Source organism: Scytonema sp. UIC 10036, from assembly GCF_009725235.1.
Genome location: NZ_WJFC01000164.1, coordinates 1 through 23,540, shown reverse-complemented (window position 1 = coordinate 23,540; position 23,540 = coordinate 1). Strand labels below are relative to the sequence as shown.

The 23,540-nt window shown below is 40.0% G+C and carries 18 protein-coding genes; 4 read left to right on the top strand and 14 right to left on the bottom strand.

Going from position 1 to position 23,540, the window contains the following annotated elements:
• Window positions 1–453 precede the first annotated feature (453 nt).
• Window positions 454–3,228, top strand: coding sequence for an amino acid adenylation domain-containing protein (locus F7734_RS45455; protein WP_155750930.1), 2,775 nt, complete (start codon window positions 454–456; stop codon window positions 3,226–3,228).
• A 66-nt stretch (window positions 3,229–3,294) separates the two neighbouring features.
• On the opposite strand, the gene F7734_RS45450 is transcribed toward F7734_RS45455, so the two are convergent.
• From F7734_RS45450 to F7734_RS45395, 12 genes are all read right to left on the bottom strand, one after another.
• Window positions 3,295–4,239, bottom strand: a complete 945-nt coding sequence (locus F7734_RS45450) for a glycosyltransferase (protein ID WP_155750936.1) — start codon at window positions 4,237–4,239, stop codon at window positions 3,295–3,297.
• A 247-nt stretch (window positions 4,240–4,486) separates the two neighbouring features.
• Window positions 4,487–5,521, bottom strand: coding sequence for a polysaccharide pyruvyl transferase family protein (locus tag F7734_RS45445; RefSeq protein WP_155750929.1), 1,035 nt, complete (start codon window positions 5,519–5,521; stop codon window positions 4,487–4,489).
• 196 nt (window positions 5,522–5,717) lie between these two features.
• Complete coding sequence (locus F7734_RS45440; protein WP_155750928.1) at window positions 5,718–7,001, bottom strand: lipopolysaccharide biosynthesis protein; 1,284 nt, start codon at window positions 6,999–7,001, stop codon at window positions 5,718–5,720.
• Window positions 7,002–7,019: 18 nt separating this feature from the next.
• A complete protein-coding gene (locus F7734_RS45435; protein ID WP_155750927.1) occupies window positions 7,020–8,369 on the bottom strand; it encodes a Rieske 2Fe-2S domain-containing protein in 1,350 nt (449 codons plus the stop codon).
• A gap of 52 nt (window positions 8,370–8,421) precedes the next feature.
• Complete coding sequence (locus F7734_RS45430) at window positions 8,422–9,807, bottom strand: glycosyltransferase family 4 protein (RefSeq protein WP_243147426.1); 1,386 nt, start codon at window positions 9,805–9,807, stop codon at window positions 8,422–8,424.
• Entirely contained in the window at window positions 9,804–10,787 is a 984-nt protein-coding gene (locus F7734_RS45425) for a glycosyltransferase family A protein (RefSeq protein ID WP_155750926.1), read from the bottom strand. Before F7734_RS45425 ends, F7734_RS45430 begins: the two co-directional genes overlap by 4 nt.
• Window positions 10,788–10,914: 127 nt before the next feature.
• Entirely contained in the window at window positions 10,915–11,898 is a 984-nt protein-coding gene (locus tag F7734_RS45420; RefSeq protein ID WP_155750925.1) for a glycosyltransferase family 2 protein, read from the bottom strand.
• A 195-nt stretch (window positions 11,899–12,093) separates the two neighbouring features.
• Window positions 12,094–13,059, bottom strand: a complete 966-nt coding sequence (locus tag F7734_RS45415) for a glycosyltransferase family A protein (RefSeq protein WP_155750924.1) — start codon at window positions 13,057–13,059, stop codon at window positions 12,094–12,096.
• 213 nt (window positions 13,060–13,272) lie between these two features.
• Window positions 13,273–14,733 carry an O-antigen ligase family protein gene (locus F7734_RS45410; protein WP_155750923.1) on the bottom strand — a complete coding sequence of 487 codons (1,461 nt, stop codon included), beginning with the start codon at window positions 14,731–14,733 and terminating at the stop codon, window positions 13,273–13,275.
• Window positions 14,733–16,904 carry a polysaccharide biosynthesis tyrosine autokinase gene (locus F7734_RS45405; RefSeq protein ID WP_155750922.1) on the bottom strand — a complete coding sequence of 724 codons (2,172 nt, stop codon included), beginning with the start codon at window positions 16,902–16,904 and terminating at the stop codon, window positions 14,733–14,735. The genes F7734_RS45410 and F7734_RS45405 overlap by 1 nt, the downstream gene beginning before the upstream one ends.
• Before the next feature lie 162 nt (window positions 16,905–17,066).
• Window positions 17,067–18,233 carry a glycosyltransferase family 4 protein gene (locus F7734_RS45400; RefSeq protein ID WP_155750921.1) on the bottom strand — a complete coding sequence of 389 codons (1,167 nt, stop codon included), beginning with the start codon at window positions 18,231–18,233 and terminating at the stop codon, window positions 17,067–17,069.
• Between the two features lie 104 nt (window positions 18,234–18,337).
• Window positions 18,338–19,546: a glycosyltransferase family 4 protein gene (locus tag F7734_RS45395; RefSeq protein ID WP_155750920.1), complete on the bottom strand. Its 1,209-nt coding sequence runs from the start codon at window positions 19,544–19,546 to the stop codon at window positions 18,338–18,340.
• A gap of 861 nt (window positions 19,547–20,407) precedes the next feature.
• Here F7734_RS45395 and F7734_RS45390 point away from each other — a divergent pair.
• Together F7734_RS45390 and F7734_RS45385 are read left to right on the top strand one after the other, a co-directional pair.
• On the top strand, window positions 20,408–21,274 hold the full coding sequence (locus tag F7734_RS45390; protein ID WP_155750919.1) for a substrate-binding domain-containing protein: 867 nt from the start codon (window positions 20,408–20,410) through the stop codon (window positions 21,272–21,274).
• Window positions 21,275–21,508: 234 nt separating this feature from the next.
• A complete protein-coding gene (locus F7734_RS45385; protein ID WP_155750918.1) occupies window positions 21,509–21,646 on the top strand; it encodes a hypothetical protein in 138 nt (45 codons plus the stop codon).
• A 113-nt stretch (window positions 21,647–21,759) separates the two neighbouring features.
• On the opposite strand, the gene F7734_RS45380 is transcribed toward F7734_RS45385, so the two are convergent.
• A complete protein-coding gene (locus F7734_RS45380; RefSeq protein ID WP_155750917.1) occupies window positions 21,760–21,957 on the bottom strand; it encodes a hypothetical protein in 198 nt (65 codons plus the stop codon).
• A complete protein-coding gene (locus F7734_RS45375; protein WP_166482545.1) occupies window positions 21,957–22,637 on the bottom strand; it encodes a tetratricopeptide repeat protein in 681 nt (226 codons plus the stop codon). Before F7734_RS45375 ends, F7734_RS45380 begins: the two co-directional genes overlap by 1 nt.
• Before the next feature lie 495 nt (window positions 22,638–23,132).
• Here F7734_RS45375 and F7734_RS45370 point away from each other — a divergent pair, with 495 nt between their 5' ends.
• Complete coding sequence (locus F7734_RS45370; RefSeq protein ID WP_017746893.1) at window positions 23,133–23,459, top strand: YbjQ family protein; 327 nt, start codon at window positions 23,133–23,135, stop codon at window positions 23,457–23,459.
• The last annotated feature ends 81 nt before the right edge of the window (window positions 23,460–23,540 follow it).

Below are 23,540 nucleotides of genomic sequence, written 5' to 3'. Positions count from 1 at the left end.
AAATAGGAGATTTTGTTGTTTTGAGACGAGGAAAGAGGAGCATCCTTAATTTGCACTTGTGCCATTCTGTCCTCACCCCTCTTCCAAACCTAAGTCTGTGTAGGTTTTGCTTAACAATCCGAAAGTACAAAAATTCTTATCCCAGCAGTATTGATTCAACTTACGTACAAATACTCACGACATTTTTCAATTAATTTTAGATCATCTAGTATAGAGCTCTTTAATACTAAGTAGTCATAAACTGTGTATACCAGAGTGCTTGTCTGTTCATTTGATTGGGTAGTCTTCGGATGGGATAAGAGTGAATAAATTTCGGATAAGTCGGAACATCAACCCGGTTTTTTTTAAAACCGGGTTTCTCAACAGCACAAACAACCCTTAACCGCACCCTATTGGGATAGGAGTCGTATTAGTTTCACAGGGAAACAGTCTATCTTTTTAGAGCAAAAATTTATGTCTATATCAAACACTCAAGCATTCTGCATTCATCAGTTATTTGAATCTCAAGTAGAGAAAACACCAGAGAAGATTGCTGTCATTTTTAAGGGCGAAAAACTGACTTACCAGCAACTGAATTGCAAAGCCAATCAACTAGCACATTACCTACAAACTTTAGGTGTAGGACCTGATGTTTTGGTTGGAATTTGCTTGGAGCGCTCTTTAGAAATGGTGATTGGGCTTTTAGGCATTCTTAAAGCTGGCGGAGCTTACGTACCACTAGATCCAGCCTATCCGCAACAGCGATTAGCCTTGATGCTTGGAGATGCTCAAGTATCGGTGGTATTAACCCAAAACACATTACTACAAATGGTTTCTGATTGTCTGATGGTCTCTGAGCCAACTGTGGTTTGCCTAGATAACGATTGGGACAAAATTGACCAACAAAGTAGCTCTAACCCAGTGAGTGGAGTCATGCCAAATTCCTTGGCTTACACTATATATACATCTGGCTCTACTGGGAAACCTAAAGGCGTACAAATCGAGCATCATTCCGTCATTAACTTTTTAAATTCCATGAGTCGAGAACCGGGGATGACAGCGGATGATGTACTCCTAGGAGTGACTACCATATCCTTTGATATTGCCGCGCTAGAAATTTATTTACCTCTCAGCCTTGGTGCAAAGGTAGTATTAGTGAGTCGGGAAGTTGCTGCCGATCCTCAACAACTCATAGAGCATTTAACACTATCGGGAGCAACAGTCATGCAAGCGACTCCTGCTACTTGGCAAATGCTACTAGCAGGAGGATGGCAAGGGAACAAACAACTAAAAATTCTCTGTGGTGGTGAAGCCCTGTCTCAGAAACTTGCGGCTTCATTACTAGCAAGCTGCGACTCCCTATGGAACTTGTATGGTCCCACAGAAACAACTATTTGGTCAATGATCTATAAAGTGGAATCAGCAGAGGCTGCCATTCCCCTCGGACATCCAATTGATAACACCCAGATTTATCTACTAGATCCAGATTTGCGTCCTCAAACAAACCCTATTGCGACTGTTCCTGTAGGAGTCCCCGGAGAATTGTACATCGGGGGTTTCGGTGTAGCTAGAGGCTATCTCAACCGACCCGATCTTACCAATGAAAAATTCATTGCTGACCCCTTTAGCGATATATCTGGAGCTCGCCTCTACAAGACAGGTGATTTAGCTCGTTACTTACCAGATGGTAGTATTGAATTTATTGGCCGTACAGATCACCAAGTTAAAATTCGCGGTTTCCGCATAGAGTTGAAGGAAATTGAAGCTATCCTCGTTCAACATCCTAGCGTACAACAAACTGTGGTTATGGCACGAGAAGATGTTCCCGGTGACACACGCCTTGTAGCATATGTCGTTCCTAACCAAGAGAAATCTTGTACTACAAATGAACTGCGGCAGTTCTTGAAGGAGAAACTGCCCAATCATATGATTCCAAGCGCTTTTGCGATCCTAGACACTTTTCCCTTAACTCCTAATGGTAAAGTGGATCGTCGGGCATTGCCAGTCCCCAATCAAGTTAGGCAAGAGTTAGAAGAAACTTATGTTGCTCCTCAGGATGAGTTAGAACAAAAGCTTTCACAAATTTGGCAACAAGTTTTAGGAGTCCAGCCTATTGGCATCAGAGATAACTTCTTTGAGCTAGGAGGTAACTCTTTGCTAGCAGTAAAAGTATTTTGGCAAATTGAGAAAACATTTGGCAAAAATCTACCCTTAGCAACCCTCATCCAATCGGGAACTGTGGAGGCTCTAGCCAACATTATCCGCGAGCCAGAAAAGTCATCCACAATGACAGATCTGAGTCTTTCACCAGATTCTGGTGCCACAGAGGAAGTTCAAAAGCTTTCAACATCTTGGTCTTTACTCGTTCCAATACAGGCAGAAGGTTCTTTAGCACCTCTATTCTGTATCCATGACATTAGTGGCGATATTCTTAACTTCCTTAATTTGGCACGCTATCTCGGTTCAGAGCGACCTATTTATGGGTTACAAGCAAAAGGGCTTGATGGACAACAAAGTCCTTACACTCGAATTGAAGATATGGCATCGCGCTATATCAAAGAGATTCAAACTCTTCAACCAAAAGGTCCTTATTTTTTATGTGGATACTCATTTGGGGGTGTTATAGCATTCGAGATGGCTCAGCAGTTACACAGACAAGGCGAAAAAGTAGCTAAGCTATTCTTACTGGATACTTATGCTCCTGGTGCTATCAATCGATTACCATTGCTGAAGCGAATCCCTCTTCATTGGAATCACCTTTTAGAAGGAAGAACTGCTTACATTTGGAAAAGGGTGAAGGGATGGAGTGATTGGCTCCAGAGAATATTCCAGTACAGGACTGAAAAGATTGCCTGCAAATTTTATTTGAGTCTTAGGCTTCCTTTACCTCGCAAGCTCCGTTACTCCGTTATGGAAGATATACACAATGAGGCTAGGGCAAAATACAATCTGCAAGTTTACCCCGGTCGAGTGACTGTGTTAGCGATTGAAGAGGAGCAGTGGCTGGCAGCTGAAGGTTATGAATTAGCTCCCAATCTCGGTTGGGATAAATTGGCTGGTGAAGGTGTGGATATCCACTATACTGCTGGAACTCACCATACTATACTTGCAGAACCCCACGTACAAGTGTTAGCTGCTAAATTGAAGGCTTGCTTAGCCCAGACGGCTGAGGAGCAAAAACTTGTTGAGGACAATCAATTGCGTAGGTTGGGGAGCCACTCACATGCGGGGGTTTCCCCCGTTGAGTGAAGTGGCGTTTGAGGAACGAAACCCAACAATCAGGGTTCAATGTTGGGTTTCGTTCCTCAACCCAACCTACCTAATATATTCTGTAAAGTGCGATCGCTTGACTTGAAACATTAGTATCCACTTTTTAAGTAACCATCTCAAAAGACTTTGAGTATATTTTTCTAATAAGATTGGCGGATGCAATCGAATTGCCAACCACAACTTTTTAGCTGCTTGATTCACAATATGACGACTTTTACCACTGTTTTGTAAACATTGGTGCGTGCAATACTGATAAACACCTGCCAAACTTTGATTTTTAAGGTGTTGTAGTTCAACAGGAACATCTTGAAATGCTTTTTCCACTACTATAAGAGCAGCTTCTTCCATAACATTAACTTTCGATGACATGGAGATGGAAGATATACGGTAATAAACTTGGTGTTTGGGAACTACAACAAAATTCCAATGAGTTGCTAGCCGTAGCCAATAGTCCCAGTCTTCACATGATTTCAGTGTTGGATCGAACTCTCCTGTGGATTCAATCGCCTGCTTGCGAATTAAAGGGTTAGAACCATTAGCTATGAAGTTATTAACTAATAAATTAGCTTGTACATTGCCTTCAAAAAAGACAGGAGTACTTGGAGACACAGAATTTTGTTCCTCATACCAATAGTAAGTCCAGCTATAAGCTAGTCCTGCTTCCGATCTTTCTTGTAAGGCTGTTAGTTGTAATTCTAATTTATCAGGTGTCCACTTATCATCGGCATCAAGAAAGGCAAGAAATTCACCCATTGCATGGGTTATACCGCGATTGCGTGCTACTGGCAATCCACCATTTTCATAGGAGAAAACTTTCAGTCGCTTATCTTTGACGCTCTGAAGTAATTCTAAAGTGTTGTCTGTCGAGCCATCATTGATGACAATGATTTCAAAATTTGAAAAAGTTTGTTGCTGAACGGATTGGATAGTTTCTAATATCGTGCGTTTAGCATTGTATGCTGGGATAATTACAGATATTTTCGGTAACATAACAAATGACCAATGACCAATGACTAACGACCATCCTGATACCAATTTAATATGAAGCTGCACATTATTTTTACCCCTCCTAACCTCCCCTTATAAAGGGGAGGAAAATAAATTTCCTGTTTCCCCCCTTTATAAGGGGGGATTAAGGGGGGTAAAGAGAGATGTCACAGATGGTGGAGTTTTTTCTATGCATCTTCATCTGAAAACGGTATGACTAGTTATCTTTAATTGTGACGACCTACTTATTTCACTTGTTTAATTCTTTTTCAAGCCGCTGTACTAGAGTCTGAATTGCTTTCTTCTTGATCTCTCTCGCCTGATAAACAGCGAGTCCAGTTAGGCTTGGGGATTGTAACGAGGAATTGTCTAGTGCTTCTTCACGCCAAACTCGTTGACTTAATGAATTTTCCACATCTAGGGCTGAAATAAAGTCATTGCGTATTTGTTCGACTGCTTTAAAAGCGCGATCGCGACATTCTCTTGCTTTGAGGCGTGCTTCTTCAGTTTGACAGTATTTAAAAGCTTTTTGCAAAGCATCATCAGAGAGTTGGTCAATAGAAAATACTACAGGCCAACCAATAGTTTCTGCTTGACGTATAACCTTAGCTCCGCCAGAAATTGCATCTATAGCAATTGCTGGAACTCCATTTTTGATAGCTAATACAGTACCATGTAGGCGCGTGGTAATCACAATATCCATGCGAGCGATCAGGGATTCTACCTCAGCCGCTGTGCGGAGATTAGTAGTATTTGGATCTAGACCTGTATCGATAGGGACTGCTACCATTTCTTGTGAGGCAATGAGTCGGTTAATAGCTTCATGTGCGACTTGATGCTTATTTTTGTCTTTATACTCATGTTGTCGATGAACTAGCAAAATACCTACAATAGGAACCTTTGCTTGATGTGAAGCGAAAGTAATGTCTGGACGTGAAGCCACAGAACTATCCCTTTCTAGAAGTACATCAAAGGGATTCCAAGTATCAACTGATTCAATCATTGATAGGTCAAGACCAATCAGACGACAATGGGTAAAACGTTGTATAAATTCAATAGATGATTTCACGTATGGAAAAGGACCGCATACAAACACAACGTGTGAATAATTACTAGGATCTACCAAACGCCAATCTACACCACCAACAAAAGGAGGAACAAGCGCAATATCATATTTATGACCGGCAACTTCAAGCCACTCACAGGCTAGATCTCGCGCCATCAAATCACCAGCTGTAACATTACACTTTTCAAAACTGAACCATCCAGTTACTAAAACTTTCATGAACTTATCTCCTTAAGAATTAATATTAAGTAGCTAGGCGGAAATAAACAGAACTATATTACAAAATGTTTATACTCCAAAATCCTTACCAACAATAAATGACAAATGACAAATGACCAATGACTAATGACCAATGACAAATGACGCTCCTGACGAGTAAACTTTAATTGTGCTGACTTAGTGAATTTCCAAAATCTCAATTCAAATTTATTTGATTGGGCTTAAAATGTAAATCCTCATTCAAAGCATATCGATGAATCCAGATTATAAAAGGTGGTAAGACAATTAAATGAGATATCAAGACGGCTGCTGCTACCCAAAATATTCCCCAGTTAACTGCTACTACTATAGAAACTGCGAAGACTATAGTAAAAATTATGTCTACATAAAGTCGGATATGGGTTTTATCTATAGCGTTGAGTAACAAAGAAGCAGCCCAAACAAACGTGCGGGGTAAAACTGATAAGCAAATCATTATCAAGACTGGAATTGCTTCTATCCATTGTTTTCCAAAGATAATTGGTACATAGAATGGAGCAAGAAGTGATTGAGCTAGAATGGCTGGTACAACAACTAAGGCAATCTTTTTCAGACTACTAAAATATCTTTGTCTGAATTCGCTATAGTTGGCACGTACAGCACAAATATAGGGAAATAAAGCAGACATAAATGTATTTATTACATTCATACTAATTCCCAAACCAGCATTAAAGGCAAAATAGTAAACTCCTAAAGCATTAATTCCTAAGAAATTAGCGATAACTAAATAGTCTAAGTTCATCCGGAGCTTACTTAATAATTCCAACAAAAGAATATTTTGCCCAAAATTGACGATTTCCCGCCATCGCTTTAACTGGAAAGATTTAGGAGGTCGCCAATCGTGATTTCTCCAGCTAATGACAATCCAGATTGGAGTTGTGAGAACCATAGCCCAAACTACAGACCAAATTCCCATCCCTAAAATAGCTAAAACGACCGTTATGATATTGCTGAGTATTGACTGTATAGCATTGCAAATTGCAGTCACTTTGAGTCGATTTTCTCTTTGAATTAAAGCACCATGTACCGTAAAAAGTGGCATCATTAAATACATACAAGAAACGGTACAAAGAGGGAGAAAAATCTGAATATTTTTAGATAAGTATGCAATAGCAAATGCCGCAATACATTGAATAACAAACAAGGAGCCACACAGAATCCAATTCAGCCAGTATGCGGTATCGCAGATAGTTTTGACATCTTCCTCATTAGCCTGAATAATCTTAGCTCCAATTCCTCCCTTGAGAGTGAAAACACTAGCAAAATCAAGGACTGTATAAATAATTGCTACTAGCCCATAATCTTGAGGAGTGAAAGTGCGAGCAAGAGTGACTGTAGTCGCTAAGCGAAAGACACGATTGACTAACTCTGCTCCCCCCAGCCAGCCAACATTGCGAAGAAATTGACTAGAAAATGTCTGTTTAATTGTCTTAGTTAGCATGAGATAGAGCTTTAAAAATTACATCTGAACCTCGACCTTGTCACTATCTTCAATACACTTCAAGATAGTTAATTTAGATAACGACTGACAGGGACTAACACCACTGTCCGCGTTAAATGGAAGATTATGCCAAGGACAAACAATACATCCATCTCGTAAATAGCCACCTGCTAAATCTGCTCCTTCATGAGGACAATACCTACTGAAAGCAACGACTTGGTCTTTGTCAAGCCTCGCAACACACATTTTTTGCGATATAGGTCTAATTGTACCTACGGGCAATTCCTCAGAATCGAAAACAAGTCTTGTCTCGTCTTGACAAGCACTTTCAACACTCTTAACCGAGACAGGTTGAGGAAAATTGCTTGATGTATCATCAAATACTAAAGCATCAAATGCGGAAAGAATATAGTTTTTGTTCTTACCAAAAACCGAATTGATTTGTTTTTTAAAGAATCGGGATATTTTTACTAGAAGTTGAGATAACTTTCCTTTGAATCCATCATGACACTCAGAGTATATGTAGTTATTTTCATAGGGTGATTTATCTAGAAATTTAGGCTTCTCTAAGGTCATTCGCAAGCTGATAACGTATCGAGATAAATCTGTGCTATTAATCTCAGAACTGTGTAAATGCTCTCCATGAAAAATCAGCGCATCTCCTGGCTCTAACTCAAAATTCAATGTTGACCCAAAGTATTGGTTTTGTACAATCTTGCCGTCCTCCGTACACGGAAGGCGTTTTCCATACACTTGAGGGTAAACACTTAGACCATTACCAATTTTGACAGAACCAATTGCTATCCAAACATTCACACAGTTGATAGGACATTGATACCAACTATCGTGATGGGGACCGTGGGCTGTTACTTTTCCATTCCAGTACTGGTTGCTGAATAGTTTTCTTCTCTTCTCCACTACATCGAAAGGAATATGAAAACGCACGTTGGGAGATTCTTCAAAGTAGAAAGGAGTTTGTTTTTGAAAAACTTTTTTTACTAAGTCTCTTGCTAAAGCTGGAGCTAACGCACGAATAATTTCATAGCTACAGTTACTGACTGAAGGGATTTCATCCAAGTCAATAACTCTATGAAGGGCTTCAAAGCCTTTATCCCTTATTTGTGTCGCTTTTTCCTCACCAACAGCCTGACGAATCGCTTCTAAACTAGCCTCTTTTATACGCTCAAAGTAACCGATAGTTTGCAAGCACTTAGATACAACGATGACTTCGCCACACATAACGCGCTCAGCTATTTTATCGAGTGGTATGAATTCTGTATTCTCGACTCCTATACTTTTAGCTGTCAGATTTAGCTCCTTTATAGGAGCTTTTGTCGCAGATAATGGGAGTTTAATTGTTTTCATCATATTTACCTACTTAATGAGTTGATTTTTGGTCTTGAAAAATTACATCTTTGATTCAGTTTTGGCAGAAAAGGACATCACGCAATTGCTGACCAATCATTTTTGGTGCAAAACAACTTTCAGCCCGGTGTCTTGCAAGCTGTCCCAAATCTCGTGCCTCAACTTCATTGTCTAAAAGACGACCCAATGCTGATGCTAACGCTTCTACATTGTTACGGGGTATAACGATTCCACCAGAAGCCTCACCTCCTTCAAGAATGTCTGCTACACCAGGAGCATCAGCAGCAACTACAGGTAAATTACAGTACATTGCTTCTATGGGCGCTACTGGGAAACCTTCATTGCGAGATGGCAGAGTATAAACATCAGCTGCTGACAGATATTGGCATAGCACAGCGCGATCGCTCACAAATTCATTTCGCCACAGCACGCCCCTCAATTGCATAGCATCAAGCATTTGGCGAAATTGTTCTGCATCACCACCAGTACCCAGAAAAATCAAACGCAAGTCTTTTTCTGGACGTTCTTGACAAATTTGCTGCCAAGCTTCTAACAAAATATCCAACCCTTTGGTTGCTATTTGAATACGCCCGTGCCATACAACAACCCTTGCTTTTAATGGAATACTCAGTGCTGCTCGTGCTTGACTGCGTTCCACAGGTTTCCACGCTCCTCCATCAAAGGGGTTAAAAATTCGAGTTATTTTATCCCGTGGAATTTGATAACGTACACTGACTCGCTCAATTTCAACGTGTGTTGGAATAATCACACCCGTGCATTTGTGCAAAGCCAAATGACGCATAGGGACTTCCAACCAGCTCTGGGTTTGATTTCCGCCTTGGAAAGTAGCAAACACAGGCAAACGCATCCACTGTCCCAACAAAACGCAAGTGTCAAAACGGGCAAATTCATACTCTTGACACAAGATAGCTTGACAGTTGTAACGCCGCAGTTCTCGGGCAAATAACCCTAAAGGTGTAGATATATAACCTCCCAAACTACGAGCCAGATTTTTGATAGGAGATTCGGGAGGTTTAATGGGTGATTGAAGGTGGGGAGAATTATTTGCTAGTTCCTTTTGAGCCTGACGGCGCATACCTCGATAGTGACGGTAAAGCCCAGACGGAGGTAAAGCACAGATGGGTGTCCCAGTGGGTTTATGTACTGCGTGCAATGGTTTCTCCACACTCTCCGTAATGCAAAACAAAACCGTGCGAACACCTACACATTGGAGAGCATTTACATAGCCAAAAATCCAACTACCCACAAACTCATTACAGAATGTCTCAAAGGAAACATTGAGAGGCGCGAGAAAATCATCAAGTAATTCAAAATAATGTAATAAGGCAATGGTTGGCTCTGGACTATACTCAGACAATAGACCAAACGATCTATCCATTTTGCCTTGTTTCGTCATTGGTAAACTTGAGACTTGTTTCATGACATAAAACTGGAATTGCGGTTCAATAGAAGTTTTCTTTTAAACTGGCGTAAATAAATGACAACCTGTGAGGGAAATACGAGTAGCACAAAAGATTTAATCAGCAATTTTTGTGTCGTTTTTTCTATTAAATTCTTAGGGCTAAGGCAGATGATAGACCACAAATGCTGTAGCGCTTGCCAAATTGAGTGGCTATCGGTACGATATTGCAAATACAGGTCTGCACAATACTTATGAAAGTTAATAAGGGTTAGTGGTTTAAGAAATTGTAGTTCTGGTGGTGCTGTTTGATATGCCTTTTCTAGAGCCAAAAGAGCAGCTTCTTTCATCACCTCCACTTTAGACGACATAGCACCAGGGGTGCGACGGTAAAAAATTTGATATTTAGGTACAACCACAAATTGCCAACACGCTGCAAGTCGCAACCAATAGTCCCAGTCCTCACAGGATTTGAGTGTAGGGTCAAACCCTCCTACAGATGCGATCGCTTGTCTGCGAATCAGAGTATTGGAGCCACTGTGAATAAAATCACCCATTAATAACTGTTGATAAACATTACCTGTGAAAGAATATTCCAAACAGGGATGATATGATACAGGTTTTCCTTGTGCATCTACATTCATGACGCAAGTCCAACTATAAGCAACTCCTGCTTCTGGATGCTGTTGCAATGCTGCTAGTTGTAGTTCCAATTTATCTGGTGTCCACAAATCATCAGCATCAAGAAAAGCAATAAACTCTCCTACTGCACGAGTTATTCCTCGATTGCGAGCTGTTGGCAACCCACCATTTTCATAGGAAAAAACCTTCACTCGCTTATCGTCGATACCCTCTACTATTTCTAAAGTTTTATCTTTTGAACCATCATTAATAACAATAAGTTCAAAATTTGTAAATGTTTGTAACAAAACAGAATTTATAGTTTCTGCAATAGTCAGTTCTGCATTGTATGCTGGTATGACTACAGAAATTTTTGGCATATAGCAGTCCTATTTGAGTTGTCAATTAATTCATGAATTAGGAATTATGAATGACGAATGACAAATGACGAATGACGAATGACGAATTATTCCATCATCTGCTAAAACAATACTTTCAGATTAACTCTCATTTATCTAGTTGTAATCGGGAATCATACTGAGTTGACATTTGGCGATTAACTCGGAGTAAAAGACTAGCAATCTTTTGGGTAAAAAGAAGCCTCATGATCAACTTGGCAATTAACTTCCAAATGGATAGATCCAGTAGAATCTGTGGGTGGATACGAATAGCTGTCCACAATTTTCCTTGCGCTTTTCTAATCCCACTCATGCTAGGACGATATTCCAGACATAATTCAGCACAATATCTATAAAAATTAGACATTGTTTGACTTTTAAGATACTGCAATTCTGAAGGAGCTTCTCGATATGCCTTTTCAATCATGAACAAACCGCGCTCCTCCATCACCTCAACATTAGATGACATCGATCCCAAAGTACGACGATAGAAGATTTGATTTTGAGGAACTAAAACATATTGCCAACGTGCTGCTAACCGCAACCAATAGTCCCAGTCAGCACAACTAGTACACGCAGGATCGAAATCTCCCACTGAGTCAACAGCTTCCCTGCGAACTAAAACATTCGATCCATGTGCAATAAAATTGCTCTGAAGCAATTCAGAGTAAATATTACCTGTAAAAGTCGTAGGAGGTAATTGCCTGTAAGATAAAGCTTCACCTTCTTCAATCATGCAAACTGTCCAGCTATAAGCAACCCCTGCTTCTGGATGCTGCTGTAAAGCCGCTAATTGTAATTCTAATTTATCAGGTGTCCATAAATCATCAGCATCAAGAAAGGCAATATACTCGCCAGTTGCATGAGAAATACCACGATTGCGAGCTACTGGCAAACCACCATTGTCATAAGAAAAAATTTTGACTCGTTCGTCTTGAATACTCCGAACAATTTCTAGAGTTCTATCTTTTGAACCATCGTTAATAACAATTAATTCAAAATCTTGAAAAGATTGCTTCAGAACCGAATCTATAGTTTCCCAAATAGTTCGCTCTGCATTGTAAGCAGGTATAACCACAGAAATAACTGACATATTTTGGATTTTGGATTTTGGATTTTGGATTTTGGATTAAGAGATTTTGGATTGGGGATTTTGGATTTTGGATTAAGAGATTTTGGATTGGGGATTATGAAAGCTATGCTTGGACTAAGTTGTACACTACGAACTGTCGCCTTCTTTTTTCAATTTGGTATAGTTAACTATCTCAATTTCCAAATTTGCCACTTGTTAACGTGCAATAGCGACTGCATAACGACGTAAAGTATGAAAAATCGTCAGCACTTGCTTATAACCATTATTCCCCAACCAGCGCATTGCAGTAGCAGCTATACTCAGACGAATAAATTCCTTAGAAAAGCGAACTCCAGGATAATAAGTCGAAGCTTGTTGAAGAAAATAAAGAGTTTTTTGATAATCCTTCTGCTGGTTTTGCAGTGGTTTCCAAGCCAAACACAGGTTAGCAGAAGCATAGCTTCTATTTTTTAAATACTGCAATTCATTAGGTACTGAAGCAAAAGCTTTTTCAATAACTATCCGAAAACTTTGCTCCATTGCTTCCCAGTTTTTAGATGCACTATTCGATCGCTGTCGATAATAAACTAAAGGCTCTTTCACAACCTTAAAGGGATATTTGGAAGCAATACGAAGCCACATATCCCAATCTTCTACAAAAGAAACCAGGCTGCGATCGAAAACACCACAATTTTCAAAGCAGGAACGACGTACCATAGCAACGCTCCCACACTCTACAATATTATGTTCGGTTAACTTTTTCCAGACATCACCTTCTGCTTGATGCTTAAATACCTTACCAGTAGATTGGCTTTGCTCGTTGATGTAAGCAACCCAAGTATAAACTAATCCAACTTCTGGACATTCGTCAAGGATACTGGCTTGTTTTTCTAGTTTAGTAGGTTCCCAAATGTCATCAGAATCTAGAAACGCTATGTAATCACCCCGAGCGTGAAAAATCCCCGTATTTCTAGCGCCAGACAAGCCTTGATTTTCCTGAGAAATCAGTTTTACCCTAGGATCTTGAATCTGAGCAACCCATTGTTCAGTTTCATCTAAACTACCATCATTAACAACTATCACTTCAAAACTATCATAAGTTTGACTCAAAACACTTTCCATAGTTTCAGGAAGATAAGCTATGGCATTGTATGCAGGAATAACAACAGAAACTTTTGGCATATTTGGGATTTTGGATTTTAGATTTTGGATTTTGGATTAACCGATTGTGGATTTTGGATGCGTGTATTTTGGATTAACCGATAATATTCTTGTAGATGGAAATACTACTTTCCGCCATAAGATTATTGATTCTCTTCTCCTCTTTCTTCGTGTCCTTTACGTCTTTGCGGTTCATTAAAATAAGTAATCTTCAGACGGGACAAGAATAATTCATCATGAAAAATTAGAAAAATTATGAATGCTCGCAGATTCTTCTCCTGTCTTTAATTCATGCCAATTCCAACCTGCAACTGCTATCAACGTTGACCAATAAAAAAATAAAGTGGTATGACTCCAAATATTTTCCGTAATCATGCCAACTGGTATAGCTAAAAAAACTGCCAGCAACGTTTGACATAAACTGCGTTGCGAACTTCCCGTAGGTGCAGAACGAATTAATTGCAAAAGCCGAACTACATGAGAGCTAAGAAAAGTGAGAAAAGCTGCCATACCCACAATTCCGCCCTCAATTAAAGCTCGAACATAATCATTGTGGGGTAAAAGCCCATTTTGGCTGACAGAGTCACTGATACCCAAGCCAAAACCTAACCAAGGAAAATGTTGCCACTGTCCCAGTAAATAAGTCCACTGAGCCAGTCGCCAATTAAAACTGTTGCCATCACCCTCAGACAGAAGAATAGCTCTTGATATGTCCATATCTGGGTTCAGAAGAGGAGTTTCCATAATAGAAGCAAGACGCTCTTGACCAAACTCTGTACTAGTAAACAAACCAATCACAATTGCAAATAAAACAACTCCTCCAAGGAGGTTTGGAATATTTAACTTGGGAACTAGCAATACAAAAATAAAAGTCGCTAGCATCATAAGACTGAATAAAGCTTTAGTACCTACAAAAAAGAAAGCGATCGCACCCAGTAAAAACAACCAGGGTAAACGACGCTGCGCTTGCTGCTGTTTCCAGTAAGTAAGACCGAGAAATAGTAACAGAAAGGTCGCAAAGGTATTTGGATGACCAAGGGTACCATTAATGCGAGAAACACTTCCACCTGTTGGATCTGTTGCCGTATTAACGAGCATGGGAGGCAGAAGCGACATAGGCAAAAAAGTCTGCATTGTGGCTGCTGTCAGTGGCACTATCAAACCAAAAAACAAACTAGAAACAACTTGGTTGGGATGAACTTTATCCTGTAATTGCATGACTAACAGATAGACCATCAGCCAAGTAAACAGGCGTACCCATTCGCGAACGGAAGCAAGTAAATAAGAACCGTCTAGCCCTAACCCTCCTAAAGGTAAAAGTATGACCCAAAGTCCTTGTAAAGCTATCCAAAAAGCAAGTACCCACCAAAACTTATCAATCTTGATAGATTGACCTAACAGTAACTGTACGGTTACGTAAACTAAGGTCAAAGCGTCTAACCCAATGGCAAACGCAGCTGGTAACTGCTGAGCGGAGAAGATATCAAGGGAACTACGCAGTATTAATAAACCGAGTACCGCTTGCTGAAATTTGGCAAAAAACCAAACGATCGCGATGACTCCGACTAAAGCCACACCTAGTAGCTGCGGGTTAGCACCAACAAGAACTCCCGAAACCAAACCAACTCCTACGCCTGTCAATCCTACAAATAGTCGCTGGTAAAAATAACGATTTTGAAACTTATTCAGTAACATTATTTTGACCTAAAACCTGTTGTAGAATTTTTAAAGCTAGACTCCAAAGCCATTAACTGCTTTGTGGGTTGGTAACTATCTTTGGGATAGCGATAGTACTTTTCCGTCAGAGATGTCATTCCGTTGACGACAACACCCAGTATTGGTATACGATTTCGAGTTAATTCTGATACTGATTTTTGCAGCATCTCCTTAACTGTGAAGCTAGGGCGTGTAACTATAATAATTCCATCACTATACTTACCTAAGGTTGTACTATCAGCGCAAACACTTAATGGAGGAGTATCTATAATGACTAAATCGTAACGTTCGGCAGCTTCTGCCAATAGAGATTTCATAGCAACCGACTCTAGCAATTGAGAGGGACGCCCGTATGGATTGCCATATGTTAAGACAGAAAGGTTTTCAATTGTTGTCGGCTGTACAGCTTCTAACAAAGACATATGACCGTAAATGACATCACTAATCCCCGATCTTGGAGCGACATTAAACAGTGCGTGCTGTATCGGTCTTCGCAAATCCGCATCAATGATTAATGTCCGTCGAGATAACATGGCGGACACTGCGGCTAGGTGAGAAGCAACTATTGATTTACCCTCTCCAGAAATGGTGCTGCTAACGACAATTAATTTAATATCATTAGGAGAACGAAACTCTAGATTTTTGAACAACGTCCGATAAGGCTCAACCAACCCAACATTATCTAGAAATTGTTCGCCCGGTGCAAGACTGAGGGTTGTAGCAGGTAGTTGCGGTAACACTCCTATTAACGGTAACTGTAGTAATTTCTCGGCTTCAGATGCATCTCTTAGGGTGTTATCCATCACTTCTAGCACCAGCATAACACCAGTGGCTAGAATAGCTCCAAATACAACAGCCAGCACTAGAATGGCTTTTACGTTAGGAGAAGCAGGTGAAGTTGGCAATGTTGCTTCTTCTATAACGTGAATGTTGCTGACTTTTTGTGCCTCCGCAATACGTGCTTCCTCTAGTTTGCTTTGGAGGAATTTTAGTGACACTGCAGCCTCTTCCCTTTTACGAGAGAGTGTAGTTAACTGTTGTTGTTTAATTGGGATCTGTGCAAGACGAGCCAAGAGGTCAGTTTTTTCAGCCCGTGTCAGTTTTAACTTATTTTCAATGGCTCTGCTCTCAACTTCACTTGCAATCAATTGGGATGTGAGATCCTGACTTAATTGATCTGAAGCTACATTTTTGGGAGCAATGTCTCGATTTCCTGTCGATACACGAGCAAGTTCTTGTTGATACAGGGCGCGGACAGTATCGCGTTGTTCCGTCAGCGATATTAAAGTAGGATGTTGTTCTGTAAATCGCAAACGAGTTTGAATCACTTGCTGTTCCAACTCTGCTAACTTGGCTCGTAACTTCTTCAGTTCTTCATCTTGTCCGCCCCTTACAGCCGCGTAGGCTTTGCCAACAGATCTGACTTGAGTAATTTGTTGCAAAGAAACTTTCCGCGATCGCACTTCTTGTCGCTGAGCTAACAAAGCCCGTTCTTGGTTCTCCAAAACAGCTATACTCTCCACTATTGTTTTAGTTTGCTCTTCAGAGGAGACGAGACCGCTGATTTGTCTGTATTTATTTTCAGATGTTTCAGCTTGTTGAAGTTGTGTTCTAGCTAATGGGACTTGTTGTTCTAAAAATTCGCGGACTTTAGTTGCTTCAGATCGGATGGCTTTGATGTTGTTCTCAACCATTGTTTGAGATACAGCATTGAGGATATTGACAGCCTGCTCGGGGTCTCCATCTTGATAAATCAGTTCAAGAATATTAGTCGCAGGAACAATTTTGACTTTTAACTTTTTCCGCAGAGCACCTGCAGTGGGTTTTGGTTGGGATGAATTCCTTTGAGAATTGCTTGTCGCCAATGCGATCGCTCGTTCCAAAACCCGTTGTGACATTACAAGCTCTGCTTGATCTGCGAGTGGATTTGCTCCACCCGGTGTAGCTGAAGACATTTGAATTAAGTCACGTCCCAATTCAGAAACACTTACGCTTTTGCTATCAAGCATGAGCCGTGCTGATGTTTCATACAAACGTGGAGTCACACTAAGGTAGGCAAAAGCACCACAAATAACAGCAGCAAATGTAGCTACAGCAGGCAAACTTTGCCGTTTTAACACTGCTATTAAGTATGTTAGGTTTTTTTCCATTACATACACCCTTGTGTCCTTAAGAAATCTAGAAAATTGGGTTTGGGATTTTTGATTCTAGTCATGGCGTTTTAAGTAAGTTAGCGAGAATAGACAGAATGTAAAGATGTGTAAACACGGGTGAAATCCTTACAAATGACAAATGACAAATGACTTACTTATTCAACTTGTTCTAAATTTAGGCAAACTTACGATTGGTTCAGAATCATTTAAAAGAGTTTTATAAACTTTTAAGTGTTCCGTACAAATTTGCTCCCAACTGTAATTCTGTAGCACATACTTTTGTGCATTTTCAGCCATCAACTTCATTTCGTCAGGGTGAGCGATGAGCCAATTTAAAGAACGAATACAAGAGTCTGTACTTCCAGCCTCAAAAAGCATTCCCCGTTCCTCAGCAATCAGTTGTTGATGGGGTGCTATATTGCTTGCTAATACTGGTATGCCTTCCCTCATTGCCTCCAATAAAGCCAGAGGTAGTCCCTCTAGATCGGAAGGAAGGACAAATAATCCTGCGCCTCGAACAATTTCCCACAGTCGAGGTCCTCGAAGTTCACCTGCAAACACAATATTGCGATGATTTGCAACCTTTTCTAAAAGCTTAGAAGTGAATGCTTTTGTATCGCTGATACCTCCAGCTAAAACTAACTTCCATCCATCTGGTTTGAGACGACTAAAGGCTTCAACTAACAGATCGGGACGTTTTTCCGGTACTAGCCTGCCTAAAAACAAGATGTAACGTCCTTGTGTCAAACCAATAGAAGTCCCGTAGGTAAAATTTGGGTCTGATTGAGCGTAGTTAGCTGGGGCGTTTGGAATGTAAATTGTCTCCCTACCGTATGTTTGTAAAAAATAAGACTTCAGAGCTTCGGATACCACAATCAATCCATGAGCAAAATTAACTGCTTCCTTCTCCCCCATTTGAATCAGACGAGTAGAAAAGTTGCCCCATTTAGCGCGTTGCCAATCTAGTCCGTGACAAGTGACTACAATCTTTGTAGACAAATGAATTCTGGCTAGACGAGTAAATAAAGATGGACCAAGTGCGTGGAAATGAACAATATCGTAATTCTTCAGTGCAGTTGCGATCGCTCCTATAGCTGAAGTCATAAAAGCGTCCACCCCTTTAACTTGACAATCAGGTAGGGGAATAACTCGGACACCCTGAAATTTGTAACTGTTTAACCAAGGACTTTGAGCATAGGAACTACGGGCAAATAAATCCACACTATGACCTTGTGCTACCATGCGAGGATAAACTTCCGCACAATAATGTTCAATACCACCCTGTTTGGGAGGAAGACCTTTTGCACCAATCACTGCAATTTTCATACCTAATTTGTGTTACTCCACATACAGGTTTACGTCAAGATAAAATGCTAAGTTGCTTTCCTGTGTAGGACTCTCAAAACTACCCCTACCCCCTACCCCTTCCCCTACTCCCTTCCCCTACTCCCTTCCCAACGCCGCCACATATCGTTGTAGACTTGAGTGACAACATTAAATGCTGCATAAGGGCTTGCAGCTTGCACGCAAGACTCAGAGGGAAAATTTTCTGGATGCTGTAGAATCTTTCTGACAGCATCCGCTATACAAGTTGGAGTACGTTCAGAACATACAATTCCACTATTTGGTGTGAGGAATTTTGGTGTTTCTCCACATTTTGTCGTTACAACTGGTGTTCCACTAGCAAGCGCTTCTAAAACCACCAAGGGTAAACCTTCATAAGCACTTGTTAGGATAAAAACACTGCATAAACGATGCAACTGTGCAAGTTCATTCTGGGTAACTGCACCAAGCATTGTTACCTGACTACATAACCCTAAATGACCAATTTCTGTAAGAACTTCTGCTTCTAATTCTCCAGAACCAGCTATGAGGAGATGAACATTAGGATCTCCCAAAGCAGCAAGTGTACGTACTAGCAAAATAGGATCTTTTTGTGGATGAAGTCGTCCAGCAAATAGAACAAAACGTGTTTCCTCTGGTAACCCCAACCTATAGGCTAGTTCGCGTCTTTGAGTTTCTCGGTCTTTTGAAGTCAAGGGGTAGAAGATTTCGTTATCATACGAATTTTTAATGTAAGCAATACGATCTGCACTCTTTGGATAACGCTGGCGATATAGTTCTGCAGTATCAGTGTTGCATGAAAGTATTTGGTTGAACTGACTTACTAAAAGTTTTTCTAAAACAAAATAAGCAGCAGGACACTTCTGCCAAAGTATTGCCTTGGTATTATCCACGCCTTGCATCTGTGTCCGGATATCATTGTGAATAAATAGGGTTTTTTCTCCCCGCCAATAAAAAGATGCTAAAGTTGGCTCCAAGCGATGAAAATGCATAAAATCTGATTCACAGCAATATTTGAAAAGATTAGCTGTATACTTTATTGTTGTTGGAACCAGGCTTCTAACATTATCATTCTCTAAAGTAAATAAAGGTAAAAACTTAATTTTTTTCCCCGCAAATTCTACAACTTGCCATTTTCCAATAGTTTGATTGGGCTTGTACTCTGTTCCTACAAGTCTAACTTCAAATTCATTAGGTGCATATTTAAGGAAGATTTTGATGAGTGTTTGAATACCTCCGATAGTACTATGCCATGGATTGAATTGGTAGAAAATCGTTAGAACTGGCTTCCGCATGACAATCAACTCTTAATAAATATATAGATGCTTTTTTGAAATTTTCAAAACGCTACAACTTTCAAAAATGAGATAAAAATAATTTTTGAGATGTTTCATAATCTCTGAATTTCAAAAATTAGACCCTCGCCAAAAATAGCATTTTTTACATTTGCTAACAGAGTTTTATGATGATTTTCTTTATAAAGATAAAAATGAGTTTGTTTGAAAAAGATTTTGACGATTAGCATAATGGTTAGATGCTGGGACTAATAACTATGAAAAATGACTGCTTATAGTCATAACATAAAACCCAATAAAGTGTATAGAATGTTTCCACTAAGATATTGAGTAATTAATAAAAATATTTTTTGTATTTTTCAGTGTTCTTACTAGTTTTATCCGTATTACTTACGTAACTATAAGAGTTTAAAAAAAGCCATTTGGAAGCATTTATATAGCTCCCTTATCACTAAAAAAAATCCCCAGTTTGTCAGCTAATCTGAGTTCCAGCACTCTGTATATATTAGATTTCACTACTATTCAACTCAATCTTCGCCATTTCGGAAATATAAGAGTTAGTTATATTCACTGAATCTGAGATTTTAAATCAATTCTTATTGCGTGTTATTTCTACCGACAATTAATATCTTTTTGACGCCCTTAGCCCCTGACCCCCAATACTTGTCGGTTAAGCATAAAAATACGAAAACACTACAATTTCCGAGAGCCCTTGCAGTATTGCCCTGACCCCTGACCCCTATTTGTATTTAAAGCTCTCCCCAACGATATAGATAACGATTCTTTGGCTAGATTAAAAGATAGGTTTATAGTTTAACCTGTTGGAAGGATGTAAAAAACCTTATATACAAAGTAAGTTATATGAAGAATAGCTTATGGTTGATAGCAACCCTCGTTATATGCATATTTTTAGGGGAATTATCAGGCTGCACAACCAGCAACATCCATCAATTTAGTACTAATATACTATCCGGTTCCCAAGCATACTTAGAAATTAAGATTGGCAGTCATGGTAGTACTTATCTAGCCATGAAAACACTCGCTGATGCTTACACATCTCAAGTAAAAAACGTCCACATCTCGTTTGTACCAATGGCTCAATCTATGGTTGCTCTTAAGGGAGTTAGAGACGAACTGCTTGATATTAGCAGCGTGGATGAAGAGTTGAAATTGGAAGATAGCACCTTGGAGTACTCGGAAACTGCTAAAGATGCTCTGTTAGTCGCTACCCACCCAAGTGTTAGCGGGATTACTAATTTGACGACGGAGAATCTTAGAGCAATTTACAGCGGTAAATTGAGGAATTGGCAAGACATTGGGGGTCCTGATGCCACAATCGTTGTGCTAGATCTCCCTGAAGATGATTCCGTTAAGCGCCTTCAACGTAAGCATTACTTGGGTAAAGATTTGAAAAATTCTAAAACCGCAATTCTTCTCTTGACAGAAGAGGATGCGATCGCAGCAGTACAGAATATTCCCTATAGTATTGGCGTTTTCTCATCTGCCTATGTTACATCCAAACAACTTCGTCTGAACCCCCTCACCCTTAACGGTGTAGAAGCCACCCTAGAGAACGTACAGACTGGTAGATATCAGATGGTGCGTCCTATCGGAATTATCTCGAAAAAAAGTTCTTCCCAAGCTGTTAAAGCCTTTCTCCAATTTGTTCGCTGCAAACAAGCCGCTTCTGTGCTGCAAAAATCTGGTTTTCTGCCACGCGATAGATAATAGGTGACGAAAACGTAGTAAAATTTGCGTACAAACCCAAATCCTCACATTTTCTTCATCTTTTTTTTAAAAAATAGTATCGGGAGTACCATCGCCAAATGCACAAATGATGATACACCATAAGTAGGAAGATCCTATATTCATTCCGGGTCTTGCGAAAAAAGCGTATTTGATGTATAATTCCAGTTTGCTCGATTTTCTATTAGGGTATCTACCACAAAGGAGTTGAAACTTATGTCCAGACAAAAACAAAACGGCAACAGCGATCGCCTCATGGAAATTATTTCCCGAGTCGATTCTTCTAGCAACACCAACCGTCTCAAACTACTTGAACCACCTCAACCAATACAACAAATGCCTGCAAAAAAGTAGCCAATATCATTAAAGAAGGCTGTAGCAACAAATCCGCACAGCAAGGGGGTGAGTCTCCTGATGGTTAGTCTTGCATATTAATTTTGTTGAGCGTCATTATATACGCTTATACCCTAGATTTCAAGTACGTTCAGGACGTTTTTCATGATATTGGCACAAAGCGATCTACCCTTGACCCCTTGTACTGGGTCAAGGGAATTTGTTTTTGCAGCACACATTTTTTCCAATGACCAATGACCGATGACAAATGACCAATGACCAATAACCAATGACCAATAACCAATGACCAATGACCAATAACCAATAACCATTAAACTCCTAGATCGCGAAGCACAGCTTCTAGTCTGACTACGCTGTCTGACTTACCTTGACGTTCGTATAATTCTCTAGCTTGTTTGAAGACTGCGATCGCTTCTTTCGATTTTCCTTGTTTCATCAATATATTACCCCGCAACTCGTATACTTGAGGATTTTTGGGATCTAGGTTGACGGCTTGTTCGTATGCCCATTTGGCATTTACATACTCTCCCAAACGCAAGAGAACTGTTGATAACCCTATGTAGGCATTGGCATTAGTCCGATTGCTTTGTATGGCACGTCTGTAAGCTTCTTTGGCTGTTTTGTTATCTCCCAAATTACCACTTACGTAACCCAAAGCGTATTGATAATCTCCATTGTTGGGGTTGAGTGCTACAGCACGTCGATACGCCGTCAACGCTGCGGGCAAATTTCCTTGCTGAGCGTAGAGGTAGCCAATGCCAGCGTATATTGTGGCATTTTTTGGCTCTAAAGTTGTGGCTCTTTGATAGACAGCGATCGCATTATTGTAATCACCTGTATCTACAAGTCGTCGCCCTTCATCTAGAAGTTCCTTCAACTCCTGAGAACTTTGTTGTGGCAAAATGCTTTGAGCGCGAGCCACTGATGGTACTGTTGCTGCAATACTACTAATAATGAAAATATTTACTATAAGAGATGTTAGTTTGTACACAGTAATTTTCCTGATATTCTTTGCAACTTTTTCAAAGTTTTCTTGATTGCTTGTCCATTAAAACAAAAATATCCTGTTTTGCAAACAGCTTGTGTTGACTTTTGTACAAGATTTATGAAGAATTTTCATGACTCTGTAAAAGTACGTTAAGAGCATTGTTTGATTTAATACACTCGATTGAGACAAGCAACCAAAGACAACCAGTAGTCATGCTTAAGGGGTTGCCCCAACTCAATCGAAGCCCCAGCATTGCTACCCGTTGATATCAACCAGATGAACAAGCAAAAACTATTTTCCTACAAGTGTGTACCTCAATTCACCTATTTCACAAGCTTTTTGCCTGCTCAGGAAGTTTTTCTAATGCCAATTTTTTCCCACTTCCCCCTACTCCCCACTACGCCAGTCCCTTTATCAAGATAGGCAGAAGAGAACGTTAGCATATCCAATAGAGTTAAAGCCGTGCTATTCCAATCAATGCGATTGAGGTTCGATTTTATGATTTTGACTACAACTGATGTCATTCAGGGGTCTATCGTTGATTCATATTTGGGCATTGTGACTGCAGAAGTGGTCTACGGAAGCAATTTCCTACGAGATTTCTTTGCGAGTATCCGAGACATTATTGGTGGACGCACCGGAAGTTACGAACGACTATTTGAGCAGGGACAACAGAAAGCAATAGAAGAATTATCCCTACGAGCAAGGCGTTTGGGTGCGGATGCTGTTATTGGTATTGAAATTGATACTGGCACCATTAATGTTGACCAATCAGGTGTTCTCATACTTATTACAGCAACAGGGACAGCTGTGAAATTGCGATAGTGGTTAGTGGTTAGTGGTTACTGGTTAGTGGTTAGTGGTTACTAGATATACATAAAAGTATAGAGAAAAATCGATATAAAA